Origin of the sequence: Paraburkholderia caffeinilytica (genome assembly GCF_046030355.1) — a bacterium.
In the GTDB taxonomy this organism is placed as follows: domain Bacteria; phylum Pseudomonadota; class Gammaproteobacteria; order Burkholderiales; family Burkholderiaceae; genus Paraburkholderia; species Paraburkholderia caffeinilytica_B.
The window spans coordinates 227,055-250,985 of sequence record NZ_JAQQCQ010000009.1 but is presented as its reverse complement, the minus strand read 5'-3'; the positions used below and the strand labels follow the sequence as shown (position 1 = coordinate 250,985).

At 62.4% G+C, this 23,931-nt stretch carries 20 protein-coding genes and 1 other RNA gene; 11 read left to right on the top strand and 10 right to left on the bottom strand.

What is annotated here, in order from left to right; genetic code table 11:
• Window positions 1-40: 40 nt before the first annotated feature.
• The 3 genes from hisC to serC all read right to left on the bottom strand — a co-directional run bounded on the left by hisC (window position 41) and on the right by serC (window position 3,440).
• On the bottom strand, window positions 41-1,153 hold the full coding sequence (gene hisC / locus PQQ95_RS16510; RefSeq protein WP_408438439.1) for a histidinol-phosphate transaminase: 1,113 nt from the start codon (window positions 1,151-1,153) through the stop codon (window positions 41-43).
• Between the two features lie 79 nt (window positions 1,154-1,232).
• Window positions 1,233-2,315: a prephenate dehydratase gene (pheA, locus tag PQQ95_RS16505; protein ID WP_408438438.1), complete on the bottom strand. Its 1,083-nt coding sequence runs from the start codon at window positions 2,313-2,315 to the stop codon at window positions 1,233-1,235.
• 78 nt (window positions 2,316-2,393) lie between these two features.
• The gene (gene serC, locus PQQ95_RS16500) at window positions 2,394-3,440 is read right to left on the bottom strand and encodes a 3-phosphoserine/phosphohydroxythreonine transaminase (protein ID WP_408438460.1); all 1,047 of its coding nucleotides are present in this window, start codon (window positions 3,438-3,440) and stop codon (window positions 2,394-2,396) included.
• On the opposite strand from serC, the gene PQQ95_RS16495 reads away from it, so the two are divergent.
• Entirely contained in the window at window positions 3,330-3,812 is a 483-nt protein-coding gene (locus PQQ95_RS16495; protein WP_408438462.1) for a hypothetical protein, read from the top strand. The genes serC and PQQ95_RS16495 overlap by 111 nt on opposite strands.
• Before the next feature lie 5 nt (window positions 3,813-3,817).
• Here PQQ95_RS16495 and PQQ95_RS16490 read toward each other — a convergent pair whose 3' ends face one another.
• Both PQQ95_RS16490 and gyrA read right to left on the bottom strand, forming a co-directional pair.
• Window positions 3,818-4,420: a DUF2059 domain-containing protein gene (locus PQQ95_RS16490; RefSeq protein ID WP_063496923.1), complete on the bottom strand. Its 603-nt coding sequence runs from the start codon at window positions 4,418-4,420 to the stop codon at window positions 3,818-3,820.
• 123 nt (window positions 4,421-4,543) lie between these two features.
• A complete protein-coding gene (gene gyrA, locus PQQ95_RS16485) occupies window positions 4,544-7,180 on the bottom strand; it encodes a DNA gyrase subunit A (RefSeq protein ID WP_459251990.1) in 2,637 nt (878 codons plus the stop codon).
• Window positions 7,181-7,733: 553 nt separating this feature from the next.
• Here gyrA and ompA point away from each other — a divergent pair.
• The 5 genes from ompA (at window position 7,734) to PQQ95_RS16460 (ending at window position 11,227) form a co-directional block, all read left to right on the top strand.
• Window positions 7,734-8,381, top strand: coding sequence for an outer membrane protein OmpA (ompA, locus tag PQQ95_RS16480; protein ID WP_028200089.1), 648 nt, complete (start codon window positions 7,734-7,736; stop codon window positions 8,379-8,381).
• A 216-nt stretch (window positions 8,382-8,597) separates the two neighbouring features.
• Entirely contained in the window at window positions 8,598-9,296 is a 699-nt protein-coding gene (gene ubiG, locus PQQ95_RS16475) for a bifunctional 2-polyprenyl-6-hydroxyphenol methylase/3-demethylubiquinol 3-O-methyltransferase UbiG (RefSeq protein WP_408438459.1), read from the top strand.
• A 32-nt stretch (window positions 9,297-9,328) separates the two neighbouring features.
• Window positions 9,329-10,042 (top strand): HAD family hydrolase, encoded by a 714-nt coding sequence (locus tag PQQ95_RS16470; RefSeq protein WP_408438436.1) that lies wholly within the window; start codon window positions 9,329-9,331, stop codon window positions 10,040-10,042.
• A 201-nt stretch (window positions 10,043-10,243) separates the two neighbouring features.
• Window positions 10,244-10,613: a transfer-messenger RNA gene (gene ssrA, locus PQQ95_RS16465) on the top strand.
• A 245-nt stretch (window positions 10,614-10,858) separates the two neighbouring features.
• Complete coding sequence (locus tag PQQ95_RS16460; protein WP_408438435.1) at window positions 10,859-11,227, top strand: COG4315 family predicted lipoprotein; 369 nt, start codon at window positions 10,859-10,861, stop codon at window positions 11,225-11,227.
• 154 nt (window positions 11,228-11,381) lie between these two features.
• On the opposite strand, the gene PQQ95_RS16455 is transcribed toward PQQ95_RS16460, so the two are convergent.
• Window positions 11,382-11,648, bottom strand: a complete 267-nt coding sequence (locus PQQ95_RS16455; RefSeq protein ID WP_408438434.1) for a hypothetical protein — start codon at window positions 11,646-11,648, stop codon at window positions 11,382-11,384.
• A gap of 109 nt (window positions 11,649-11,757) precedes the next feature.
• Window positions 11,758-12,837, bottom strand: coding sequence for a substrate-binding domain-containing protein (locus tag PQQ95_RS16450; RefSeq protein WP_408438433.1), 1,080 nt, complete (start codon window positions 12,835-12,837; stop codon window positions 11,758-11,760).
• A 134-nt stretch (window positions 12,838-12,971) separates the two neighbouring features.
• Here PQQ95_RS16450 and PQQ95_RS16445 point away from each other — a divergent pair, with 134 nt between their 5' ends.
• Genes PQQ95_RS16445 through PQQ95_RS16430 form a run of 4 tightly spaced genes read left to right on the top strand, consistent with a single transcriptional unit; the run spans window position 12,972 to window position 18,281 of the window.
• Complete coding sequence (locus PQQ95_RS16445) at window positions 12,972-13,457, top strand: NAD(P)H-dependent oxidoreductase subunit E (protein ID WP_408438432.1); 486 nt, start codon at window positions 12,972-12,974, stop codon at window positions 13,455-13,457.
• Window positions 13,454-15,025 carry a formate dehydrogenase beta subunit gene (locus PQQ95_RS16440; protein WP_408438431.1) on the top strand — a complete coding sequence of 524 codons (1,572 nt, stop codon included), beginning with the start codon at window positions 13,454-13,456 and terminating at the stop codon, window positions 15,023-15,025. The genes PQQ95_RS16445 and PQQ95_RS16440 overlap by 4 nt, the downstream gene beginning before the upstream one ends.
• 14 nt (window positions 15,026-15,039) lie before the next feature.
• The gene (fdhF, locus tag PQQ95_RS16435) at window positions 15,040-18,018 is read left to right on the top strand and encodes a formate dehydrogenase subunit alpha (RefSeq protein WP_408438430.1); all 2,979 of its coding nucleotides are present in this window, start codon (window positions 15,040-15,042) and stop codon (window positions 18,016-18,018) included.
• 8 nt (window positions 18,019-18,026) lie between these two features.
• Complete coding sequence (locus PQQ95_RS16430) at window positions 18,027-18,281, top strand: formate dehydrogenase subunit delta (RefSeq protein WP_408438429.1); 255 nt, start codon at window positions 18,027-18,029, stop codon at window positions 18,279-18,281.
• Between the two features lie 72 nt (window positions 18,282-18,353).
• On the opposite strand, the gene PQQ95_RS16425 is transcribed toward PQQ95_RS16430, so the two are convergent.
• The 3 genes from PQQ95_RS16425 to PQQ95_RS16415 all read right to left on the bottom strand — a co-directional run bounded on the left by PQQ95_RS16425 (window position 18,354) and on the right by PQQ95_RS16415 (window position 21,957).
• Window positions 18,354-20,078 (bottom strand): FAD-dependent monooxygenase, encoded by a 1,725-nt coding sequence (locus PQQ95_RS16425; protein WP_408438428.1) that lies wholly within the window; start codon window positions 20,076-20,078, stop codon window positions 18,354-18,356.
• A gap of 68 nt (window positions 20,079-20,146) precedes the next feature.
• The gene (locus PQQ95_RS16420; protein WP_408438458.1) at window positions 20,147-21,358 is read right to left on the bottom strand and encodes a cation diffusion facilitator family transporter; all 1,212 of its coding nucleotides are present in this window, start codon (window positions 21,356-21,358) and stop codon (window positions 20,147-20,149) included.
• A 239-nt stretch (window positions 21,359-21,597) separates the two neighbouring features.
• Complete coding sequence (locus PQQ95_RS16415; RefSeq protein WP_408438427.1) at window positions 21,598-21,957, bottom strand: ArsR/SmtB family transcription factor; 360 nt, start codon at window positions 21,955-21,957, stop codon at window positions 21,598-21,600.
• A 126-nt stretch (window positions 21,958-22,083) separates the two neighbouring features.
• On the opposite strand from PQQ95_RS16415, the gene PQQ95_RS16410 reads away from it, so the two are divergent.
• On the top strand, window positions 22,084-23,931 hold the full coding sequence (locus PQQ95_RS16410) for a tetratricopeptide repeat protein (protein ID WP_408438426.1): 1,848 nt from the start codon (window positions 22,084-22,086) through the stop codon (window positions 23,929-23,931).

Sequence of the window (23,931 nt, the reverse complement as noted above, 5' to 3'; positions counted from 1 at the left end):
GCCTTTTGTGAAATACGGCGCGCGGGTCAAAGTCAACCGCTTACGCGGTGGCGAGCGCTTTTTCGAGCGCTGCGAGGAACGCTTCGTTTTCTTCCGGCAGGCCGATCGTGATACGCAACCATTGCGGCAAACCGTAGTTGCCGACCGGACGAACGATCACGCCCTGCTTCAGCAACGCGAGGTTCACGCGGTTGCCGGCTGCGTCGTCGTTGCCGACGCGCACCAGCACGAAATTGCCGTCCGACGGCACGTACTCGAGGCCGAGTTTGTCGAACGCCTCGGTCAAAAGACGATAGCCTTGCGCATTCAGGGCGGCGCTCTTTTCCAGAAACGCCTTGTCGTTCAGCGCCGCGATTGCCGCGGCTTGCGCCAGCGTGTTCACGTTGAACGGCTGACGCAAGCGGTTCAGCAGATCAGTCAACTCAGGCTGCGCGATCGCGAAACCGACACGCAAGCCGGCGAGGCCGAACGCCTTCGAAAACGTGCGCGACACCAGCAGATTCGGATAACGGCGCACCCATGCGATCGAGTCGTAGCGCTTTTCTTCCGGCAGATATTCCGTGTACGCCTCGTCGAGCACGACGACCACGTTGCGCGGCACCTTGGCGAGAAACGCTTCGAGTTTCGCGCCTTCGATGAATGTGCCGGTCGGGTTGTTCGGATTCGCGACGAAGATCAGGCGGGTGTCGTCCGTGATCGCGGCAAGCATTGCGTCGAGGTCGTGGCCGTATTTGACGGCCGGAACGACGATCGCACGCGCACCCAAGCCCTGCGTGGCGAGCGAGTAGACCGCGAACGAGTACTGCGCGTAGACGATCGACTGCCCCTTCTCGACGAACGCATGCACGGCAATTTCGAGAATGTCGTTGCTGCCGTTGCCGAGCGTGACCCAGTCGGCCGGCACGCCGTAGCGCTCGCTCAGCGCGGCCTTCAGTTCGAATGCGTTCGCATCCGGATAGCGGCCGAGTTCGCTCGCCGCTTGCGCCATGGCGCGTTGCGCCGATTCCGGCATGCCGAGCGGATTTTCGTTCGACGCGAGTTTCACGATGGTCGCTTCGTCGAGGCCAAACTCGCGGGCCACTTCCGAAATCGGCTTGCCGGCGATGTAAGGCGCGATCGCGCGCACATAGGAAGGACCGAAGGACGTTGTCATGAAAATCTCCGAACGACTAATGAGTAGTAAGTGAACCTGCGACAGGCGCGCCCGGGCAACAGGCGCGCGAGGGCCGACATCAACGGGCGCGCGGATACGAGCCGAGTATCTTCAGGAACGCTGCCTTCTGACCGAGTTCGGTCAGCGCGGCCGCGACCGCCGGTTCGTCACGATGGCCTTCGACGTCGATATAGAAGTAGTACTCCCACGTGCCGACGCGTGCCGGACGCGACTCGAAACGGGTCATGGACACGCTGTGACGCGCCAACGGTTCCAGCAGCTTGAACACGGCACCCGGCTCGTTCGCCACCGAAACGATCAACGACGTCTGGTCGTGCCCGCTGACGCCGGTGCGCTCCTTGCCGATCATCACAAAACGCGTGCGGTTGTGCGGATCGTCCTGGATCAGGGCGTACGCAACCTGCAGACCGTAATGCGTTGCGGCGCGGTCGCCGGCAATGGCGGCGACGGTCGGATCTTCCGCCGCCATGCGCGCGGCTTCGGCATTGCTCGACACCGCCTGACGCTCAAGATGCGGCGCATTGGTCGCGAGCCAGCGCTGGCACTGGGCGAGCGCCTGCGCGTGCGCGCACACCCGCGTCACGCCGGTGAGGCCGCCGTTCAGCGTCAGGAGATTGTGGTGAATCGGCAAAGCCAGTTCGCCGCCGATCGTGAGCTGGGTTTGCAACAGCAAATCCAGCGTGCGCGACACCGCGCCTTCGGTCGAATTCTCGACCGGCACAACGCCGAATTCGGCTGCGCCCGCTTCGACCGAGCGAAATACTTCGTCGATTGACGGGCACGGCAGACCTTCGATCGACTGACCGAAGTACTCGTGCATCGCCTGTTCGCTATACGTGCCGACCGGGCCGAGATAAGCAGCCTTGATGGTCTTTTCGAGCGCACGGCTCGCAGCCATGATTTCGCGCCAGATCGCGCTGATATGCTCGCTGGCCAGCGGGCCGTCGCTCATATCCTGCAGACGCGTGATGACCTGCTGCTCGCGCTCCGGGCGGAACACCGGCGCGTTGAAATGCTTCTTGACCTCGCCCACTTCGAGCGCCACCGCGGCGCGCTGATTGAGAAGTGCGATCAGCTGCGCGTCGAGCGCGTCGATGCGTTCGCGAAGGGGTTTGAGTCGGGTATTAAGTTCGTCGTCCATGCGTGAAAACGGCCCTGCCGGTAGCTGCTGCACAAATGCGTGCTGGAAAGGATGCGCGTGCCTGAATGTCAAAGACGATCAGGCGCTGCGCTGTTCGAATTCCTTCATGTATTCGACAAGCGCTTTGACGCCTTCGAGCGGGACGGCGTTATAAAGCGACGCCCGCATGCCGCCGACGGACTTGTGGCCCTTTAGCTGCACCATTCCCCGCGCTTTCGCGCCGGCCAGGAAATCTTCGTTGCGCGACTCGTCGGCAAGGAAAAACGGTACGTTCATCCGTGAGCGCGAGCCATGCTCGACCTTGTTCAGATAGAAGCGGCTCGAATCGATCGCGTCGTACAACAGCTTCGATTTTTCGAGGTTACGCGCTTCCATCGCGGCAAGGCCGCCCTGCTTCTTCAACCACTTGAACACCAGCCCTGCGATGTAGATCGCGTACGTGGGCGGCGTGTTGTACATCGAATTGTTCTCAGCGACGGTTTTCCATTCGAACGCCGACGGGCAGATCGACTGCGCGCGATCCAGCATGTCTTCGCGCACGATCACGACCGTCACACCCGCCATGCCGATGTTCTTCTGCGCGCCGCCGAACAGCACACCGTATTTGGCGATGTCCATGGGGCGCGAGAGAATGTGCGACGAGGCGTCCGCCACCAGCGGGATATCGCCGAGATCGGGGATTTCGAACGTTTCGACGCCGTGAATGGTTTCGTTGGTGCACAGATGCACGTACGCCGGGTCGTCCGAGAGTTGCCATTCCGAGCGAGCCGGTGCACGCGTGAAACCCTCTGCCGTTTGACCGCTCGCCGCCAGATGCGCCGTGCCGTACTTCTGCGCCTCTTTCAGCGATTTCTGCGACCACGAACCGGTCACGACGAAATCCGCGCGCGGTTTCGCGCCCATCAGATTCATCGGCACGATCGCGTTTTCGCCAAGGCCACCGCCCTGCAGGAACAAAATCCGGTGGCTGGCCGGAACCTCGAGCAACTCGCGCAGATCGACGAGCGCTTCCTCGTGGATCGACATGAATTCTTTGCCGCGATGGCTCATTTCCATCACGCTCATGCCACTGCCCTGCCAGTCGAGCATTTCGTCGGCTGCCTGACGCAGCACTTCTTCGGGCATCGCAGCCGGGCCGGCGGAGAAATTAAAGACGCGCATCGTGAGATCCTGGAAGCTGGCGCGAAAAACGAACAGATCGCGCAAAAATCGGCGAAGTTGGCAACCGCGAAGGCAGCCATTGCAACGGCAACCGCTGCAAAGTTAACGGCGCGAATCGGTAACGCGAATTTGACGACGCGTATTCGACGACAATTTCGCGCCCAAAAAGAAAATGGCCGTCTGCGCGTGTGCGCAAACGGCCATTATCGCATTGTCACCGCCAACCCGCCAAACCCGGCACGCTATATAGCTTGCCGAGCGGCGGCCAGCGCGATGTCAGCGCAGCCTTTCGACCTTTTGGCTCGACTCGCCAGCTTACTTAGCTGGCTTACTTAGCCGACTTACTTCGCCGGCTTGACCGAAGCGACTTCCTTGTCAGCCTGGTCGCGCGTTGCCTTGATCGATTGCGGCATGTACTTTTGCATCAAACCGTTCACGACGTCGCGGCCAACCTGGTCTTGCACCTGGATGAACTTGCGGCCGGTCGGGCTCTTGTAGAACGCGGTCAGATCCTTGATTTCCGACGTGCTGTAGTACTTTGCATAAGCGTCGTACTGAGCTTGCATTGCGTCCTGGCGGAAGCTGTCCGTTGCGAACACCTGGCCTGCGCCGTCAACCAGCTTCGGCACTGCGTTCTTTTGCAGCGTCGGGACGGAAGCCTGCTTCTGCTTGTCCGTCATCGTCTTGTTTTCGCTCAGGGCGTCCGACAGGATAGCCGGAACCAGTTGCTTGGCTTGCATCTGGGCGCTGTTGCCGATTGCACCGACGAGCTTCTGTGCGTCGATTGCGTCCAGCAGGTCTTTGATTGCAGCCTGCTTGGCCGGATCAACCGGTGCAGCAGCTGCAGCCGGAGCCGCCGGGGCCGAGCTCTGAAGCGCTTGAGCCATAGCGAAGGTCGGCACGAGAGCAGCCAGCAACATCAGTTGTTTGAATCGTTTTTGCATCATTACTCCCTAAGAGAAATTAATTTGAACTGCGAGCTGCGCGGGATGCGTATCGGTCCGACACGCCATTGTTTCCTGCGCAGCTTTCAATCAATAACGGAGACTGAAAGCTGCCGACGCGAATCAGGCTGCACCACCGTTTTCACCGCCGTTGTCGCCTTCGGCAGGACCTTCGGTGTCGCCTTCCACGTCGATATCCGCTTCCGCCTCGGCAACCTGTTGCAGACCTGAAAGCTTGGTCCCTTCGTCAAGGCTGATGAGTGTAACACCTTGGGTTGCGCGTCCCATTTCCCGAATTTCCGATACCCGCGTACGAATCAGCACGCCTGTATTGGTGATCAGCATGATCTGCGCTTCCTGATCCACCAGCGTGGCGGCGACGACCTTGCCGTTACGTTCCGATGTCTGAATTGCGATCATTCCCTTCGTACCGCGCCCATGACGCGTGTACTCGGTGATCAGCGTGCGCTTGCCATAGCCGTTTTCGGTTGCGGTCAGCACCGACTGCTGCTCGTCGCCCGCCACCAGCAAGGCGATCACGCTCTGACTGTCTTCGAGTTGCATGCCGCGCACACCACGCGCTTCACGGCCCATCGGACGGACATCGTTCTCGTCGAAGCGCACTGCCTTGCCGGAATCCGAGAACAGCATCACGTCATGCTGGCCATCTGTGATGGCTGCGCCGATCAGGTAGTCACCGTCATCCAGACCGACCGCAATAATACCCTTGCGCAACACGCGGCCAAAGGCTTCCAGCGGCGTCTTTTTTACAGTTCCTAACGCGGTGGCCATAAAGACGAATTTGTCAGCCGAGAATTCCTTGACCGGCAAGACAACCGTAATCTTTTCGCCGTCCTGAAGCGGGAAGATATTGACGATCGGACGACCGCGCGAGTTCCGCGAACCCTGCGGCACTTCGTAGACCTTCACGCTGTAGACGCGGCCACGATTCGAGAAGCACAGAATGTGATCGTGCGTGTTCGCGATGAACAGCGTGTCGATCCAGTCGTCTTCTTTCATCGCCGTAGCCTGCTTGCCGCGGCCACCCCGCTTCTGCGCGCTGTATTCCGACAACGGCTGCGATTTCACATAACCGGCGTGCGACATGGTCACGACCATTTCCTGCGGCGTGATCAGGTCTTCGGTGTTCAGTTCGGTTGCGTTCAGCTCGATCTTCGAGCGGCGCGCGTCGCCGAATTCGGCTTTGATCGACGTCAGTTCGTCGACGATGATCGCCGTAATGCGTTCCGGGCGAGCCAGAATGTCCAGCAGGTCGGCAATTTGCGCCATCACTTCGCGGTACTCGCCGATGATCTTGTCCTGCTCCAGACCCGTCAGGCGTTGCAGACGCATCTGCAAGATTTCCTGAGCCTGGGTGTCGGACAAGCGGTAGAGGCCGTCGGACTGCATGCCGAAGGACGGGTTCAAACCCTCGGGGCGATACGCCTCACGACCACCGGCCGACGCGTTTTCCGTCTCGGCGCGCGACAACATTTCGCGCACCAGCGACGAATCCCACGGACGCGCCATCAATTCCTGCTTGGCGATCGGCGGAGTCGGCGCGGCCTTGATGATCGCGATGAACTCGTCGATATTGGCGAGCGCAACAGCCAGGCCCTCGAGCACGTGGCCGCGCTCGCGCGCCTTACGCAGTTCGTATACAGTGCGCCGCGTCAGCACTTCCCGGCGATGCGACAGGAAGCACGCCAGCATTTCCTTCAGATTCAACAGCTTCGGCTGGCCGTCGACCAGCGCGACCATGTTCATGCCGAAGGTATCCTGAAGCTGGGTCGCCTTGTACAGATTGTTGAGAACCACTTCCGGCACTTCGCCGCGCTTCAGCTCGATCACGACGCGCATGCCGCTCTTGTCGGATTCGTCGCGGATGTCGGAGATGCCTTCGAGCTTCTTCTCGTTGACCAGCTCAGCGATGCGCTCCAGAAGTGAGCGCTTGTTCACCTGGTACGGCAACTCGTCGACGATGATCGACATGCGCTGACCGCGGTCGATTTCCTCGAAGTGCGTGAGCGCGCGCATCACCACGCGGCCGCGGCCGGTGCGATAGCCGTCGCGAACACCGGCCACACCGTAGATGATGCCGGCGGTCGGGAAGTCAGGTGCAGGAATGATCTCGATCAGTTCGTCGATCGTGGCTTCCGGGTTTTTCAGCAGGTGCTGACAAGCGTCGACAACCTCGTTGAGGTTATGCGGCGGGATGTTGGTCGCCATGCCGACCGCAATACCGGACGAGCCATTGATCAGCAGATTGGGAATACGCGCGGGCAGAATGGCCGGTTCGTTTTCGCTGCCGTCGTAGTTCGGCGTGAAATCGACCGTTTCCTTGTCGATGTCGGCCAGCAGTTCGTGGCCGATCTTCGCCATGCGGATTTCGGTGTACCGCATCGCCGCGGCGTTGTCGCCGTCGACCGAACCGAAGTTGCCCTGGCCGTCCACCAGCATGTAGCGCAGCGAGAAGTTCTGCGCCATCCGGACGATGGTGTCGTAAACAGCCGTGTCGCCGTGCGGATGGTATTTACCGATCACGTCGCCGACAATACGCGCCGACTTCTTGTAAGCCCGGTTCCAGTCGTTATTCAGTTCGTGCATCGCGTACAGCACGCGCCGGTGCACCGGCTTCAGGCCATCGCGAACATCGGGAAGCGCACGCCCCACGATCACGCTCATCGCGTAATCGAGATACGAACGGCGCATTTCCTCCTCTAGGGAGATTGGCAGAGTCTCTTTGGCGAATTGATCCATTATCCGTATCTTTTACGTGCCAAGGCGACGGCGTTGACGCGACCTAACATCGGCGACCTCACTCGGCGACTTAACTCGCTGACTTAAGATCGCTTTAATTGCGCACCACTTAACCGCGCCTTCGCGTAAGCATTGCAGGCGCAACGCATCACGCGATTCTAACATGCCGCGCATCCGCCCCCGGCGGGGGTACGTATACCTATTAGCAGGCGAGCCGGAACGGCGCCTGAACGCTCCGTAATAAAAACAGGGCAGGCTCGATTCGTGCGTGGGGCAATTCGCCGCTCAGCCATGACTGGCGGCGCCTCCAGCCGATTACTTCTGTTGCGCATGCACCACAATTGGAAGGCGATTTGATCGGGGGCAGATTTTTTTATCGTTGGAAGGGAACGATATGGCAAAATGCCAACGCACAAAGAGTTAGACACTGCTCGAAGTCTACACAGCACGTTTTTTGTTCTACACCGATGTTATACTTCGAGCAATGTATGACTTGTCTTCGTCAACAGGCTCGCAGTAAACCTGCGGTAATCTCAATTTCGAGAGGAGAAATATGAATAAACTTTCAAAGCTCGCGTTCATTGCAGCTACCGCAGTTATGGCTGCATCCGCCATGGCCCAATCGGTGCCGGCGTCGCGACAAGCTACGAATGACAACTGGGTGAATGGTACCGGCGAATACGTGTGGATGAACGGCACGAACGAGCTTTGCTGGCGCGATGCATTCTGGACGCCGGCAACGGCCAACGCTAAGTGCGATGGCGCCCTGGTTGCCCAGGCTCCGACCCCGCCGGCTCCGGTCGCACCTGCACCGGCTATTACGAGCCAAAAGATTACGTATCAAGCTGACGCTCTGTTCGACTTCGACAAGGCTATCCTGAAGCCGGCTGGCAAGGAAAAGCTGGACGATCTGGCATCGAAGATCGGCGCGCTGAACCTGGAAGTCGTCGTCGCAACGGGTTACACGGACCGCATCGGTTCGGACAAGTACAACGACCGTCTGTCGCTGCGCCGTGCTCAAGCTGTCAAGGCATACCTCGTCAGCAAGGGCATCGAATCCAACCGTATCTATACGGAAGGCAAGGGCAAGCGCAACCCGGTCACGACCGGTTGCAACCAGAAGAACCACAAGCAACTCATCGCCTGCCTCGCACCGGATCGTCGCGTGGAAGTCGAAGTTGTCGGTACTTCGAAGCAGTAAGCTACACATTGCTGCAGTATCAAAGCCCCGCTTCGGCGGGGCTTTTTTTATGCCGCTGTGATGGGCGCCGCCCGCCTCCTCCGCGCACGCGCCCGATCCGCCGGAACAGGACGCGCCAGACGCCGCGCGGCATTTTGCCGCCCCGTCTCCCGACCTATATACTCAGGGTTTATCCTCGAGCGCCCGCTCAACGCTCTCATCGAGGCAGCTTCCGCCATGACCAACGCCGATCCCCACGAACTGCAGAAATTTAGCGACCTCGCGCATCGTTGGTGGGACCCGAACGCCGAATTCAAACCCCTGCATGAACTCAACCCGATTCGCCTGAGCTGGATCGACGCACACGCGCATCTCGCGGGTAAAACCGTTTTGGATATCGGCTGCGGCGGCGGCATTCTGTCGGAGTCGATGGCGGGATTAGGGGCACATGTGAAGGGGATCGACCTCTCGAGCCAGGCGCTCGGCGTCGCGGATCTTCACAGCCTTGAAAGCGGTGTAACCGTCAATTACGAAGAAATCGCCGCTGAAGCGCTGGCCGCCCGCGAACCGGGCACTTACGACGCCGTCACCTGCATGGAAATGCTTGAGCACGTGCCCGAACCGGCTGCCATCGTCGAGGCATGCAAGACCTTGGTGAAACCGGGTGGCTGGGTGTTTTTCTCCACGCTGAACCGCAACGTGAAGTCGTACCTGTTCGCGGTGATTGGCGCCGAATATATCGCGCGGATGCTGCCCAAAGGGACGCACGACTACGCGCGCTTCATCCGTCCGTCGGAATTGGCGAGCTTCGTGCGCACCGCCGGCCTGCATACGGTCGACATCAAAGGTATCGTTTATAACCCGCTCAGCAAGCATTTCACCCTGTCCGCCGACACGAGCGTGAACTACATGCTCGCCTGCCGCCGCGACGTCTGATCCGCCCCACCTGCCCGGACTCGACCCACTCAATGAGCGATCCCACGCCCCTGCCCCAACGCGAAGACAACGACAATGCGCTCGGTCTTTGCCAGGCTGTCCTGTTCGACCTCGACGGCACGCTGGCCGACACCGCGCCCGACCTCGCGGCCGCCGTCAATAAAATGCGCCACGATCGCAGCCTGGAGATGGTGCCGCTCGAAGACCTGCGGCCGCTCGCCTCCGCGGGCGCGCGCGGGCTGATCGGCGGGGCCTTCGGCATCGGCCCTGAAGATCACGAGTTCGCATCGATGCGCGAGGAGTTTCTCGCCAATTACGAAGCGGACTTGTGCATCGAAACCACCCTGTTCCCCGGCATCCCCGAATTGCTCGACGATCTCGACGCACGGGGCGTGCGCTGGGGCATTGTGACGAATAAGGTCGCGAGGCTCACCGAGCCGCTGATCGCACAACTCGGCCTGGAAGAGCGCGCCGGCTGCGTGGTGAGCGGCGACACGACCCCGCATTCGAAGCCACACCCCGCGCCCCTGTTGCACGCCGCGCGCGAACTGGATGTGGTGCCGGAACGCATCGTCTATGTCGGCGACGACCTACGCGACGTGCAGGCGGGTTTCGCGGCCGGCATGAAGACCATCGCGGCCGCCTACGGTTACTGCGGCAACGACATTCCGCCGACGCAATGGCACGCGCAGCATGTCGTGCAATCGCCTGCGGAATTGCAAAAGCTGCTGCGCGACATCGGCTGAAGGCCCGAGCGCATATCGCGAACACGGACACACAGCGCACGCAACGCGTCTCGCCGCCTCTGCGTCCCACTGCCTTGCCAATTCACCGCGTCAATTCAGCAGCCCGTCGAGACGGCAAGACAAACGGCAATCAGCCAGGACGTGGCCGTCAAACTATTGTAAAATCTGCGCTTGGCCCTGACGTTTTGGGCAACGAACCGCGGGGGCGACCTGGTTTCGACAGGGGTTGCGAAGCGGCTAGGGCATACCGAGGACCCGTCACCTCGTTAATCAATGGGAAAAACGTAACTGCAAACGACGAAACGTTCGCACTGGCAGCCTAAGGGCCGCCGTCCTCTGCCTAGTTCACTGACGGGCTAGAGTCGCAAGACCGGTAGCAATACCGACAGAGGTCATATACGTCAGTTAAGTCTTGGCGGCGTCACGACGCCAAGGTCGAAAATCTAGTGAATCGCCGTCACGCAGCGTGTTCGTCCGCGTCGTGGTGGTTAAATCAAATGACAGAACTAAGTATGTAGAACTAGTCGTAGAGTGCTTCTGGACGCGGGTTCGATTCCCGCCGCCTCCACCAGAACATTGTTTCAATCCGCACCATCAAGACTCACTCAAAACCCGTAAGCAGCCTGCTGCTTACGGGTTTTTTGTTGGCCACATATAAGCCAGAAGGCCCGCTCATCAAGCGGGCCTTCTGGCTTGCGGGTATCAAAATCGCGCGAAACCAAGGGAATAAACGCATCCCCTCAATCGTTTATTCCCCACGCGCGTCCGCCCGCCGCGTTCCGCGCGAGACCAACGTCAAAATCAGGAGCCGACATCATGCGCAAGACTCTCTTCTGCCTCTCCACGCTGACTCTCCTCGCACTGCAACAGACTGCTTTTGCCGAAGCCCCGAAGATCGTCGACGGCCGCTTCGTCAACGCGGACGGCATGACGCTCTACACCTTCGACAAGGACACCACGCCCGGCGTGAGCGCCTGCACCGGCGGCTGCATGAACTACTGGCCTGCGGCCATGGCGAGCGCGTCGGACAAGCCGTCAGGCGACTGGACCGTGATTCCATCTGCCGACGGCAAACAGCAATGGGCATACAAAGGCCATCCGCTATATCGCTACGCAGCCGACAAGCAGGCGGGGGACATGAAGGGAGACGGTTTCAAGGACATGTGGCACACGGCAAAGCCATAACCGCTAGCCGCTGACCGACGAAGCCAGAACCGGGAGACCTGATAGAACGCTCAAACGAAAAACGCCGGCAACATGCCGGCGTCTCAAACAAATACAAAAGCGCAATACACAAGCAAAACACGAAAACGGAAGACAAAAGCGCCGATTCGCGCGCTTATTCGTCTTTAGGACACTGCAAATTGCATCCGTTCGGATCGCCGTTATCGCCACGCTTGCGCATGGCTGACTTTTTGTTGGACTGGTATTTATCCGAGGGCGCCGACGCCGCAAATGGCATCTGCGGATGTTCGGCAAGCCGGAACTGGTCTTGCAGGATACCGCCCGGCACACCTGGCGAATTCTGTGCGAAAGCAACCGAAGCGGTGGCGAGAAGCACCCCGGCCGTTACTGCAGCGGCACATGCGTGAAAAAGAACTTTCATATCGATTCAGCGCGGCATAGCGCGCGGTTAAGGCGTAAGCGGAAGGCTAGAGATTATCCCAAACAAACGCCCCACGCAGCGGCGACGGCATCAATTTGTTTACAGTTGCTTACACCGCAGATGGACCCAGCCCCGCATCGAGATCGAGCAGCTTGCCGCAGTCGCGTGGATCGTAGCCTTCGAGCTGTTCGACGCTATGCCGAAACGCGGCGCCGCGCAGCAAGCCGATCACCATGGCGAGTGGCGCGCGCTCCAGCCGGGCACGGTCGCAGGCGAAGTAATAGTCTTCGTCGACGATCGGAATGAAGTCGAGCCCGAAGTGATGCGCCGCCGGTTCGACGCCGAAACCCACATCCGCCATGCCGCTCGCCACGAACGCCGCGATCGCCGAATGCGTGAGTTCCGCCGACGCATAACCATTGACCCGATCCGGATCGACCCCGACTTTTCGTAGCGCGAGATCGAGCAGCATGCGCGTGCCGGAACCGGGCTGACGATTGACGAAGCGAATGTCGTCGCGCGCGAGGTCGCTCAGGCCACCGATTCTCTTTGGATTCCCCTTGCCGAGAAAGAGGCCCTGTTTGCGCCTCGTCAGATGCAAGAGCACATGACGTTGCGGATCGAGCCAACGCCGATACGTATCCGCGCAGGCCGCACGAAACTCGCCCAGCGGTAAGTGAAAGCCGGCCAGATCACATTCGCCGCGGGCGAGCGCGCTAACCGCATCCGCGCTGTCGCGGTATTTGATATCGACCGGCAGATCGTTCGCGACCAGCGCCGTCACCAGCGCTGCCACCGCGTAACCGTGCGACGCGTAAATCCGCACGTCGTCAGCGGCCGGCGCGAGCCAGCGGTTCAGGTCGCTGGCGACTTCGCTCGCGAGCGCCTGCATGTTGCCGTCGAGCCGCTCGCCGCACAAACGCTGCGCGCGCAACACGGCCTGACCGAGTTCGGACAGCACCGAGCCGCGCCCGCGCTCCTTCGCGATCAGCGGACCACCCAAACGCTCCTCGATGCTGCGCAATAAACCCCACGCATGACGGTAGGACAAACCCTTAAGCGTCGCCGCCTGCGCGATGCTGCCGGATTCGTCCACGAGCGCGAGCAGCGGCACCACGTCCGACAGGCTTGCCTCACGGCCATCCGGACCCTTCACAACCAGCTGCGCCTGGCATTCGATCCTGATCATATATGTTCAACTCTTTCCTATTGCACGCGGCGTATCACCCGCCTATTGTTCGGCTATTCCATATCGAATATACGAAGCATAAGTGCACGCATTATGAATAACAAGTGCATATATGACTTTGGAGGAGCCCCCACTTGGACGATTCCATCGCCGTCGCGCCGGATCAGTTGGTGCAGCGTCACGCGCAACCGGGCAGGTCGCTGCTAGCGGTACTGCACGCCATTCAGGACGAACTCGGCTATGTGCCGCCCGACACGGTCGCACCGCTCGCGCGTGCCCTGAACCTGTCGCGCGCAGAAGTGCACGGCGTCATCACCTACTACCACCATTTCCGCACGCAGCCCGCCGCGCCTGTCACGGTGCAACTGTGCCGCGCCGAAGCATGCCGCAGCATGGGTACCGAGGCGCTCGCGCAGCATATCGAAGCGCACACCGGCTGCCGTTTTGACGCGGAGCATCAGCATGGCGCGACGGTCGAACTGGAATCGGTGTATTGCCTCGGCCAATGCGCGCTCTCGCCGGCGATGATGCTCAACGGCACGCTGCACGCCAAGGTCACGCCACAAAAGTTCGACGCGGTGTTCGCAGCCGCCGGCAAATGCGTGGAGGTCACGGCATGACACGCATTTACGTTCCCCGTGATTCGTCAGCATTGGCGCTCGGCGCAGACGCGCTGGCTCAGGCAATCGAAGCTGAAGCCGCACGCCGCGGCATCGCAATCGAACTGGTTCGCAACGGTTCGCGCGGTTTGCTGTGGCTTGAACCGCTCGTCGAAGTTGCGACGGCTGAAGGCCGGGTCGGCTACGCGAACGTCGAAGAGACCGACGTTGCCGCGCTGTTCGACGCTGGTTTTATCGAAGGCGGCGAGCACGCGAGCCGCATCGGCGTGGTCGATGACATCCCGTATCTGAAGAAACAACAGCGCCTGACCTTCGCGCGCATCGGCATCACCGATCCGCTTTCCATCGACGACTACATTGCTCACGGCGGCCTTGAAGGTCTCAAGCACGCCTTGAAAACCGACGGTGACGCCGCCTGCGAAGCGCTGATCGAATCCGGCCTGCGCGGCCGCGGCGGTGCCGCCTTCCCCGCCGGCATCAAATGGCGCACGGTACGCGGCGCCAAAGCGGCGCAGAAATACATCGTCTGCAATGCGGACGAAGGGGATTCCGGCACCTTCTCCGACCGTTTGGTAATGGAAAGCGATCCGTACATGCTGATCGAAGGAATGATCATTGCGGGCATCGTAACCGGCGCGACGGTTGGCTATATCTACGTGCGCAGCGAGTATCCGCACTCGATCGCGACGCTCGAAGCCGCGATCGCCCAGGCGCGCGCCGCCGGCTGGCTCGGCGACAGCGTGCTCGGCTCGTCGGTACATCGCTTCGACCTGTTCGTGGCGAAAGGCGCGGGCGCCTATGTCTGCGGCGAGGAAACCGCGCTGCTCGAATCGCTCGAAGGCAAACGCGGCATCGTGCGCGCGAAGCCGCCGGTGCCCGCTCTAGTCGGCCTGTTCGGCCAGCCGACCGTGATCAACAATGTGATCACGCTCGCCACGGTGCCGATCATCTTCGCGCGCGGTGCGGCGTTCTATAAAGACTTCGGCATGGGCCGCTCGCGCGGCACGCTGCCGTTCCAGCTCGCCGGCAACGTGAAGCAAGGCGGTCTGGTCGAGCTCGCGTTCGGCGTCACGCTGCGCGAGCTGCTCTACGACTATGGCGGCGGCACGGCCAGCGGCCGCCCGGCGCGCGCCGTGCAGGTCGGCGGCCCGCTCGGCACGTATTTGCCGGAAAGCCAGTGGGACATCCCCATGGACTACGAAGCGTACGCGGCCGTCGGCGCGGTGGTCGGCCACGGCGGCATCGTCGTGCATGACGACACGTCGAATCTCGCCGAACTCGCGCAATACGCGATGCACTTCTGCGCGCTCGAATCGTGCGGCAAATGCACGCCCTGCCGGATCGGCTCGACGCGCGGCGTCGAAGTGATCGGACGGATCCGCAACGGCGATACGTCCACGCGGCAAGTGCAGTTGTTGCGCGATCTGTGCGACACGATGGTGTCCGGTTCGCTCTGCGCGATGGGCGGCATGACGCCGTTCCCCGTGCTGTCCGCACTCGACCATTTCCCCGAAGACTTCGGGCTCGATAACGTACACGACCTCGCGCCCAAAGCGGCTGCGGCCTGACCCAGGAGCCTCACATGTCCGATGTGCTCACCTCCCCTGCCGGCGCCCCGAAGGAAATCCCCGTAGGGGGCGGCTGCGGCTCCGGTAATTGCGCGTGCAAATCGCAGGCACAAGCGCAACAACGTGCGCCCCGTTCGTTCTTTGACGACACCGACTACGGCACACCCGCGCGTCATGCCGACGTCGACGTCACGCTGGAAATCGACGGCCAGGCGGTGACGGTTCCGGCCGGCACGTCCGTGATGCGCGCCGCCGTCGAAGCCGGCGTCAACGTGCCCAAGCTCTGCGCAACCGATTCCCTCGAACCGTTCGGCTCATGCCGTCTATGTCTGGTCGAGATCGAAGGCAAACGCGGCTACCCCGCTTCGTGCACGACGCCTGTCGAAGCCGGCATGAAGGTCCGCACGCAAACCGATCGTCTGCAGTCGCTGCGCCGTAACGTGATGGAACTGTACATTTCCGATCACCCGCTCGACTGCCTGACCTGCCCCGCCAACGGCGACTGCGAATTGCAGGACATGGCAGGCGTCACCGGCTTGCGCGAAGTGCGCTACGGCTTTGACGGCGCGAACCATCTGAAGGACAAGAAAGACGAATCGAATCCGTACTTCACGTACGACCCGTCGAAGTGCATCGTCTGCAATCGCTGCGTGCGCGCGTGCGAAGAAACGCAGGGCACGTTCGCGCTGACCATCGCCGGACGCGGCTTCGAATCGCGCGTCGCGGCGAGCGAAAACAAGCCGTTCATGGAATCGGAATGCGTGTCGTGCGGCGCATGCGTCGCCGCGTGCCCGACCGCGACCTTGCAGGAGAAAACCGTCATCATGCTCGGCCAGTCCGAGCACTCGGTCGTCACCACCTGCGCGTATTGCGGCGTCGGCTGTTCGTTCAAGGCCGAGATGAAGGGCAACCAGGTCGTGCGGATGGTGCCGCACAAGAACGGCCAGGCCAACGAAGGCCACGCATGTGTGAAGGGCCGTTTCGCCTGGGGCTACGCGACGCACAAGGACCGCATCACCAAGCCGATGATCCGCGCGAAGATCACGGACCCGTGGCGCGAAGTCAGCTGGGAAGAAGCGCTCACTTACGCGGCGTCGGAATTCCGGCGCATTCAGGCGAAGCACGGCCGCGATTCGATCGGCGGCATCACGTCGTCGCGCTGCACGAACGAAGAAACGTATCTCGTGCAGAAGCTCGTGCGGGCCGCGTTCGGCAACAACAATGTCGACACCTGTGCGCGCGTGTGCCACTCGCCGACTGGATACGGTCTGAAGACCACGCTCGGCGAATCGGCCGGCACGCAGACCTTCGCTTCGGTCGACAAAGCCGACGTGATCATGGTGATCGGCGCGAATCCAACCGACGGCCACCCGGTATTCGGCTCGCGTATGAAGCGCCGTATCCGCGAAGGCGCGAAGCTGATCGTCATCGATCCGCGCCGCATCGATATCGTCGATACGCCGCACGTGAAGGCCTCGCATCATCTGCAATTGCGTCCGGGCACCAACGTCGCCGTGGTCAATGCGCTCGCGCATGTAATCGTGACCGAAGGCTTGCTGAACGAAGCGTTCATCGCCGAGCGCTGCGAAACACGGGCATTCGAGCAATGGCGCGCATTCGTCGCCCTGCCTGAGAACGCACCGGAAGCCACCGAGGAACTCACCGGCGTGCCCGCCGCATCCCTCCGCGAAGCGGCCCGCATCTATGCCACCGGCGGCAACGCCGCGATCTATTACGGCCTCGGCGTCACCGAACACGCGCAAGGTTCCACGATGGTGATGGGCATCGCGAATCTGGCGATGGCAACCGGCAACATCGGCCGCGAAGGGGTGGGCGTGAATCCGTTGCGCGGTCAGAACAATGTGCAGGGTTCATGCGACATGGGCTCGTTCCCGCACGAACTGCCGGGCTATCGCCATATCAGCGATTCGATCACGCGCGCGCTGTTCGAGGAAGCCTGGAACGTCACGCTGCAGCCCGAACCCGGCCTGCGCATTCCGAACATGTTCGACGCCGCCGTGCACGGCACCTTCAAGGGCCTGTACTGCCAGGGCGAAGACATCGTGCAATCCGATCCGAACACGCATCACGTGTCGGCAGCGCTGTCGTCGATGGAATGCATCGTCGTGCAGGACATTTTCCTCAACGAGACCGCGAAGTACGCGCACGTGCTGCTGCCGGGTTCGTCGTTCCTCGAAAAGGACGGCACCTTCACCAACGCGGAGCGCCGCATCTCGCGCGTGCGCAAGGTGATGCCGCCGGTGCCGGGTTACGCCGACTGGGAAGTCACCGTGATGCTCGCGCGTGCACTCGGGTACGAGATGGGTTACACGCATCCGTCGCAGATCATGGACGAGATTGCGCATCTCACGCCGACTTTCCATGGTGTGTCGTACAAGAAACTCGAGGAGCTCGGCAGTATCCAGTGGCCGTGCAACGAGGACGCGCCCAATGGCACGCCGACCATGCACATCGACGCCTTCGTGCGCGGCAAGGGCAAGTTCGTGATTACGAAGTTCATCGCGACGCCAGAAAAGGTCACACGCAAGTTCCCGCTGCTGCTCACCACGGGCCGCATCCTGTCGCAGTACAACGTCGGTGCGCAAACGCGCCGCACCGAGAATTCGCGCTGGCATGACGAAGATCGTCTCGAGATCCATCCGCACGACGCGGAAGAACGCGGCATCAGGCACGACGATTGGGTGGGCATCGAATCGCGGGCGGGACAAACCGTGTTGCGTGCGAAGGTGACCGAGCGGATGCAGCCGGGCGTCGTCTACACGACGTTCCACTTCCCCGAATCGGGCGCGAACGTGATCACCACGGATAGCTCGGACTGGGCCACCAACTGTCCCGAATACAAGGTGACCGCGGTGCAGGTGATGCCGGTCGAACAGCCGTCGCAATGGCAGAAGGATTATTCGCGCTTCAACACGGAGCAGCTCGATCTGCTGAAGCAGCGCGAGTTGGCCAACGCGACATCGGGTAAGTGAGGCAAGCCATGGACAATCAGAATCTGATCGATATGGCGAACCGGATCGGCGATTTTTTCGATTCGATGCCGGATCGCGAGGAAGCGCTCGCCGGCATCGCCGATCATATCCGCCGCTTCTGGGAACCGCGCATGCGGCGCGCTTTGCTGGCCGCGCTGGATGAGCCGGATGCGGGTGGCATCGAGATGTCGGGCATTGTCAGGGAAGCGCTCGTCAAACATCGTGACAGCTTGACGCCGGCTGCGCTTTCTACGGCGGTATAGGCAAAGCGCCGTTCGCGCGGCGCCTGCCATCCACAAGGCGGCCCACTTTACGGGCCGGCCTGCACGGTGAACTCACAACGCCGCCTGCTCCGGTATCTCACCACCCACGGTGAACCACGCTTCGCAATGCCGCAGCAGACCGTGCAGGTCGGACCCCGTGCGCCCACGCGCGCTGATATAGCCGTCCGGCCGCACCAGATAGAACGACGGCCGGGTGCGTCCATACGATTCGGATAGCGCCGGGCCGCCCTCGCCGCTCGTGTCGGTCACGCGCCAGATGCGCACCGCGCCCGGCAGCAATTTCTCGACTTCCGCAGCCAGCCGCTCCAGTTCCGGGTCCGGCGGCGATGCGTGTTTCGCGGCCGGATCGAGCGGCGTATCGTCGACGGGCTGCGGCGGGACCAGCAGAAACAGCGAGAAGAACGCGGGATCGTGCAGATCGAAAATGCATCCGACACCCGGCGCACGGCCAAGCGGCCCGTCGACCACATGCACCAGCGCATCCGGCGCGCGTTCGCCGGCATGCGGGCCGCCGTCGAGGACACGCTCGAGTGTCAGCGGACTGCGCCGGTACTGGATCGACAACTCGCTGATGGTCATCCGCGCCGCATCGCGCAGCGGACCGAGCGCGGCCAGCACCGGCATCACGCGCTCGCGCAGCAGCTTCAGCGGCCCATGATTGGCCTCGGCCATCTGTGTGATGAAGCCCGTTTGCCGTAACACGTCGCGCTCGATCGGGTGCCGTTCATTGTGATACGTATCGAGCAGGCGATCAGGCGCCGCGCCTTTCAGAACACGCGCGATCTTCCAGCCGAGATTGAGTGCTTCCTGAATGCCCGTGTTCATTCCTTGCGCGCCGGCCGGGCTATGGACGTGAGCCGCATCTCCCGCGAGGAAGACGCGGCCGACGCGCAGCCGCTCCACCATTCTGCTGTTCAGATGGAAATACGACGACCACGTCAGGTCCGACACGTCGACGCGTTCCCGCACGCGCCGGGCGATCAGCGTCTTGCATTCGGCGAGCGACGGCGGCGAGACCAGGCTGAGGGGCGGTTCGCCGAGCACCGCGGGCGTGGCGGGTGCCGGAACCGAAGTCGGCTCGACCGGATGATCTGCAATCAGACGATGACGGCCATGACCCATCGGAAACAGAGCGACGAGACCTTCGCTCGACGCGAAGATATGAAATTCATCTTCGGGCCAATCGGTTTCGGCATGCACGTCGGCGAGCAGGAACGTCTGTTCGAAGGTGCTGCCCGCAAAGCTCAGGCCAAGCCGGTGGCGGATCGTGCTATGCGCCCCGTCAGCCGCGATCACGTACGACGGGCGGATGGTCTCCGTGTGGCCATTCGCGTGCCGCAAGGTCGCCTGGATGCTGGCGGCACCCTGCGCGAACATCGTCAGTTCAACGCCGCGTTCGACCGTCACGCCGAGCGTCGCGAGATGCTCCGTCAGCAAACGTTCGGTTACCGATTGATCGAGAAACAGCAGATAGGGATAGCGCGTGTGCAACGGATCGAAATCGAGGCGTGCGAGACGCATGCCGTTGGAAAAAAGATTGGCGATGCGCGCGCGATGACCGAGTTCGAGAAACGGCTCGATCAGCCGGTGCTGTTCAAACAGTTCGAGCGTGCGCGCCTGAATGCCGATGGCCCGCGAATACGGGCTCGGTTGCAGCGCTTTGTCGATCAGACGCACGGGGATGTGGGCACGCGCCAGACTCATCGCCGCGGCGAGGCCGGTCGGCCCCGCCCCAACGATCAGCACCGGCGACGCATCATGTGCGGCAGCGTCCATGCGGGACTCCGGAGGCAACAGATCGTTCTAGTGTACGCCGACGATAATCCGCCCAACGGTGCGCTGCATCAATCGTGAGAGTGATCCATCGCACATCGGTGCTCGGTGGTGCCGAGATCGACTTGCAGCGTGGCGTGCTGCATCGAAAAGCGCTCGCGCAATGTGATGACAATGGCGTCGATCGACTCGTCGCCGGGATGGCCTGCCGGCATCACCAGATGCGCGCTGAGCGCATTGCCGGTGGTCGACAACGCCCAGACGTGCAGGTCGTGCACGTCGGTGACGCCGGGCTGTCCGGCGAGATAGTCGCGGATACGCTGCAGATCGACGCCGGGCGGCACGGCGTCGAGCGCCATGCGCACCGAATCGCGCAGCAAGCCCCACGTTCCGGCCACCACCACCGCAACCACGAGCAGGCTCATTACCGGGTCGAGCCACGTCCAGTTGGTATAGAGAATCACCAGACCGCTGATCGCGACCGCGGCCGAGATGCCGGCGTCCGCGGCCATATGCAGGAAAGCGCCACGAATGTTCAGATCGTCCTTCTGACCGCGCATGAAGAGCCACGCCGAGAAGCCGTTCACGATTACGCCGACCGTCGCGACGACGAACACCACCAGTCCCGCGACGGGCGCCGGGTTCACCAGGCGCCCAATGGCCTCGGCGACGATTACGCCGCACGCGAACAGCAACAACCCCGCATTGGCGAGCGACGCCAGGATCGACGAACTGCCGTAGCCGAAGGTATAGCGTGCCGACGGACGACGCGCGGCGAGCCAGGTTGCGCCCCAGGCGAGCAGCAGGCCGAGCACGTCGGAGAGATTGTGGCCGGCGTCGGCGAGCAGCGCGGTGGAATGCGCGAGTACGCCGTAGACGGCTTGAACCACTACGATCGCTACGTTCAGGGCGACGGCGAGTGCGAAGGCACGGCCGTGGCCGGCGGCGGGTGCGTGGGCGTGGTGATGGCCGGCGTGGTTGTGGGCGCTGTGACTGTGGCTGGCGTGGCTGTCGTGGTTGTGGTCGCTGTGAGGTTGACCGGCGTGACTGCCATGGTTGTGGGCGCTGTGAAGTTGACCGGCGTGACTGCCGTGGCTGTGGTCGCGGTGAGGTTGACCGGCGCGACTGTCGTGGTCGTGGGCGCTGTGAGCCTGGGCGGCGTGACTGTGAGCGCTCCGAGGCTGAGCGGCGTGGCGGTCGTGGTTGTGGTCGGCATGGCTACCTTGACTGCCGGCGCTCTGGCTATAGTCCGCGCCGCGATCATGTGCGCCCTGCTCACGCAAACCGTGTGGGTTTCCTGCCCGCTCACGCGCTTCGTAACCCTGCGTGCCGCTCTCACGTGCATCGTCGTCATCGCGACGAACCGCGCCGTGACGAAGCTCGGCCTCATCGCGAACCTCGCCCGCCCGCCCCTCGACCGGTACATCTTCGCCATCGATCCCGTCGAACTCCCCTTCGAGCCACACCGGCGCGTGGTCGTCCTCGCGTTCTTCGGCGGCCCGGTTCGGGACAGTGGTTTTCTTCATGACTGGTCCAAAGGAAATTCGCCGGCCGGCTCAGCCACATGCTCGAGCATGCCGGCCAGCATCGCGCTGATATGACGATCAGCGGCAAGATAGAACACCTGCTTGCCCTGCCGCTCCGCGCGCACGATCCGCGCCGCGCGCAGCAGCCGCAAATGGTGACTTACCAGCGACGGCGACAAGCCCAGTCCCTCCGCAATCGCGCCGACCGCGCGCCGCTCGTCGACGCACGCGAGCACGATGCGCAAACGCGTCGGATCGCCAAGCAGGCGAAACAGGTCGGCCAGCGGCACGATCGTCTCCACCGAGCGGTCTTCGAAACTCACGGGAGAGACAGCGGACACCATGGCAAGCGGCATGATTGACACACATATGAACAGGTATTCACATGTTACAGATATCGAGACAACAGGTCAATTTGGAGGGCGACCCGGCGAGTGTGGGAAAATGCGGCCTCTGCCTCACCCGAATGCCATCCCTCCGTCATGCAACAAGTATTTGACCGCGCTTTCGCGGCGCATCGTGACGGCCGCCTCGACGACGCCGAACGCGGCTACCGCGCGACGCTCGACGGCAATCCCGTGCACGTCGATGCGCTGCACCTGCTGGGCGTCCTGCGCCACCAGCAGGGCCAGCACGCCGAAGCCGCCGAACTCGTACGGCGCGCGGTGAACCTGCGCCCGGAAGACGCCGCGCTGCAGTTGAACCTCGGCAACGCGCTGAAGGCGCTCGGCCAGATCGACGATGCCATCGAACAGTTCCGCAATGCGCTCACGCTCGCGCCGTCTTTCCCGATGGCGCACTACAACCTGGGCAATGCATACGCGTCGCTGGGCCGCCACGAAGACGCCGCCGACGCCTTCGAGAAATCGCTGAGTCTGCAACCGAACGACGCCTCGTCGCATAACAATCTCGGTAATGCATTGCACGCGCTCGGCCGGCATACGGAGGCGATCGCATCGTTCCAGCGTACGCTCGAATTGCGCCCCGGACATGCGGGCGCGCTCAACAACATGGGGATGTCGCTGAACGCGCTGGACCGCGCGGACGAGGCGATCTCGCGCTTTCAGGCTGCGCTGGCGGCCGAACCGCGTTTCGTCGCCGCGCACTTCAATCTCGCCAATACGCTCGACGCCACCGGCCGGCACGCAGAAGCAGTCGCTTCTTTCCGGGCCGCGCTCGCCCTGCAGCCGAACCTGCCGCCCACCATCTTCGGGCTTGGCAACGCGCTCGCGTCGCTGGGGCGTCACGCGGAAGCGTTGCCGTATCTCGAACGCGCAGTGGGTCTCGATCCGCAATTCGCACTCGCATGGCTGAGTCTCGGCACGGCGCACCAGGCACTGGGCGCACACGCCGCCGCGGTGCGGTCTTTCGATCAGGCGCTGCGCTTGCGCCCCGATCTCGCATCCGCGCACATGAACCGCGCGCTGGCCTGGCTCGCGTTGCGCGATTTCGCGCGCGGACTGCCGGAATACGAATGGCGGCTGCAAACTACCGCGCAACCGGTCATCCAGACATTGCCGCGCTGGCACGGCGAGCCGATCGAACAACGTACGCTGTTCGTGCATGCCGAGCAGGGTTTTGGCGATACGCTGCAATTCGTGCGTTTCGTGCCGCTGGCCGCGCAGCGTGCAGCGCGCGTCGTGCTCGAAGTGCAGCCGCAGTTACTGCCGCTGCTTGCACCCGCCGCGCAAACGTGGCGCGTGACCCTGATCGCCCAAGGGGCGCCCCGTCCAGCGGCGGATCTGCAATGCCCGCTGCTGAGCCTGCCACTCGCGCTCGGCACAACCTACGACACGATTCCCGCCCGCACGCCCTACCTCAGCGTACCGCCGGCTTACGGCCGCAAATGGCGCGGCTCGCTCGGCGGTCACGCGAAGCGCAAGATCGGCATCGCATGGTCAGGGCGCATCCAGCAGAACGAAACCCGTTCGATGCCGCTTGCCGCGCTCGCGCCGCTATTCGCGCTCGAAGGGATCGACTGGATCGTGCTGCAACCTGAATTAAGCGCCGAAGAACGCGCGGCGCTCGATGCGCATCCGCGTGCGGGCGCGATTCATCGGCTGGATAAACGGATCGGCGATTTTGCGGATACGGCGGCGATCATCGAGCGGCTCGACGCGGTCGTGTCGATCGATACGTCGATCGCTCACCTGGCCGGCGCGCTGAGAAAACCGCTGTGGCTCATGCTGCCGTTCGCCGCGGATTGGCGCTGGTTCGTCGGCGAAACGCGCAGTCCGTGGTATCCGGGCGCAACGTTGCTGCGCCAGCCACAACCCGGCGCATGGGCCGACGTGGTGGACGCCGTGGCGAACGAATTGCGCCACGGCTAA

Coding starts and splice junctions, on each gene's coding strand:
- serC (WP_408438460.1), bottom strand. CDS start 3,440: ATGCCCGAAGAAGTGCTGCGTCAGGCAGCCGACGAAATGCTCGACTGG.
- gyrA (WP_459251990.1), bottom strand. CDS start 7,180: ATGGATCAATTCGCCAAAGAGACTCTGCCAATCTCCCTAGAGGAGGAA.
- PQQ95_RS16425 (WP_408438428.1), bottom strand. CDS start 20,078: ATGGACGCTGCCGCACATGATGCGTCGCCGGTGCTGATCGTTGGGGCG.
- hisC (WP_408438439.1), bottom strand. CDS start 1,153: ATGACAACGTCCTTCGGTCCTTCCTATGTGCGCGCGATCGCGCCTTAC.
- PQQ95_RS16410 (WP_408438426.1), top strand. CDS start 22,084: ATGCAACAAGTATTTGACCGCGCTTTCGCGGCGCATCGTGACGGCCGC.
- PQQ95_RS16450 (WP_408438433.1), bottom strand. CDS start 12,837: ATGATCAGGATCGAATGCCAGGCGCAGCTGGTTGTGAAGGGTCCGGAT.
- PQQ95_RS16460 (WP_408438435.1), top strand. CDS start 10,859: ATGCGCAAGACTCTCTTCTGCCTCTCCACGCTGACTCTCCTCGCACTG.
- PQQ95_RS16470 (WP_408438436.1), top strand. CDS start 9,329: ATGAGCGATCCCACGCCCCTGCCCCAACGCGAAGACAACGACAATGCG.
- ubiG (WP_408438459.1), top strand. CDS start 8,598: ATGACCAACGCCGATCCCCACGAACTGCAGAAATTTAGCGACCTCGCG.
- PQQ95_RS16430 (WP_408438429.1), top strand. CDS start 18,027: ATGGACAATCAGAATCTGATCGATATGGCGAACCGGATCGGCGATTTT.
- ompA (WP_028200089.1), top strand. CDS start 7,734: ATGAATAAACTTTCAAAGCTCGCGTTCATTGCAGCTACCGCAGTTATG.
- PQQ95_RS16490 (WP_063496923.1), bottom strand. CDS start 4,420: ATGCAAAAACGATTCAAACAACTGATGTTGCTGGCTGCTCTCGTGCCG.
- PQQ95_RS16440 (WP_408438431.1), top strand. CDS start 13,454: ATGACACGCATTTACGTTCCCCGTGATTCGTCAGCATTGGCGCTCGGC.
- PQQ95_RS16415 (WP_408438427.1), bottom strand. CDS start 21,957: ATGCCGCTTGCCATGGTGTCCGCTGTCTCTCCCGTGAGTTTCGAAGAC.
- PQQ95_RS16455 (WP_408438434.1), bottom strand. CDS start 11,648: ATGAAAGTTCTTTTTCACGCATGTGCCGCTGCAGTAACGGCCGGGGTG.
- pheA (WP_408438438.1), bottom strand. CDS start 2,315: ATGGACGACGAACTTAATACCCGACTCAAACCCCTTCGCGAACGCATC.
- fdhF (WP_408438430.1), top strand. CDS start 15,040: ATGTCCGATGTGCTCACCTCCCCTGCCGGCGCCCCGAAGGAAATCCCC.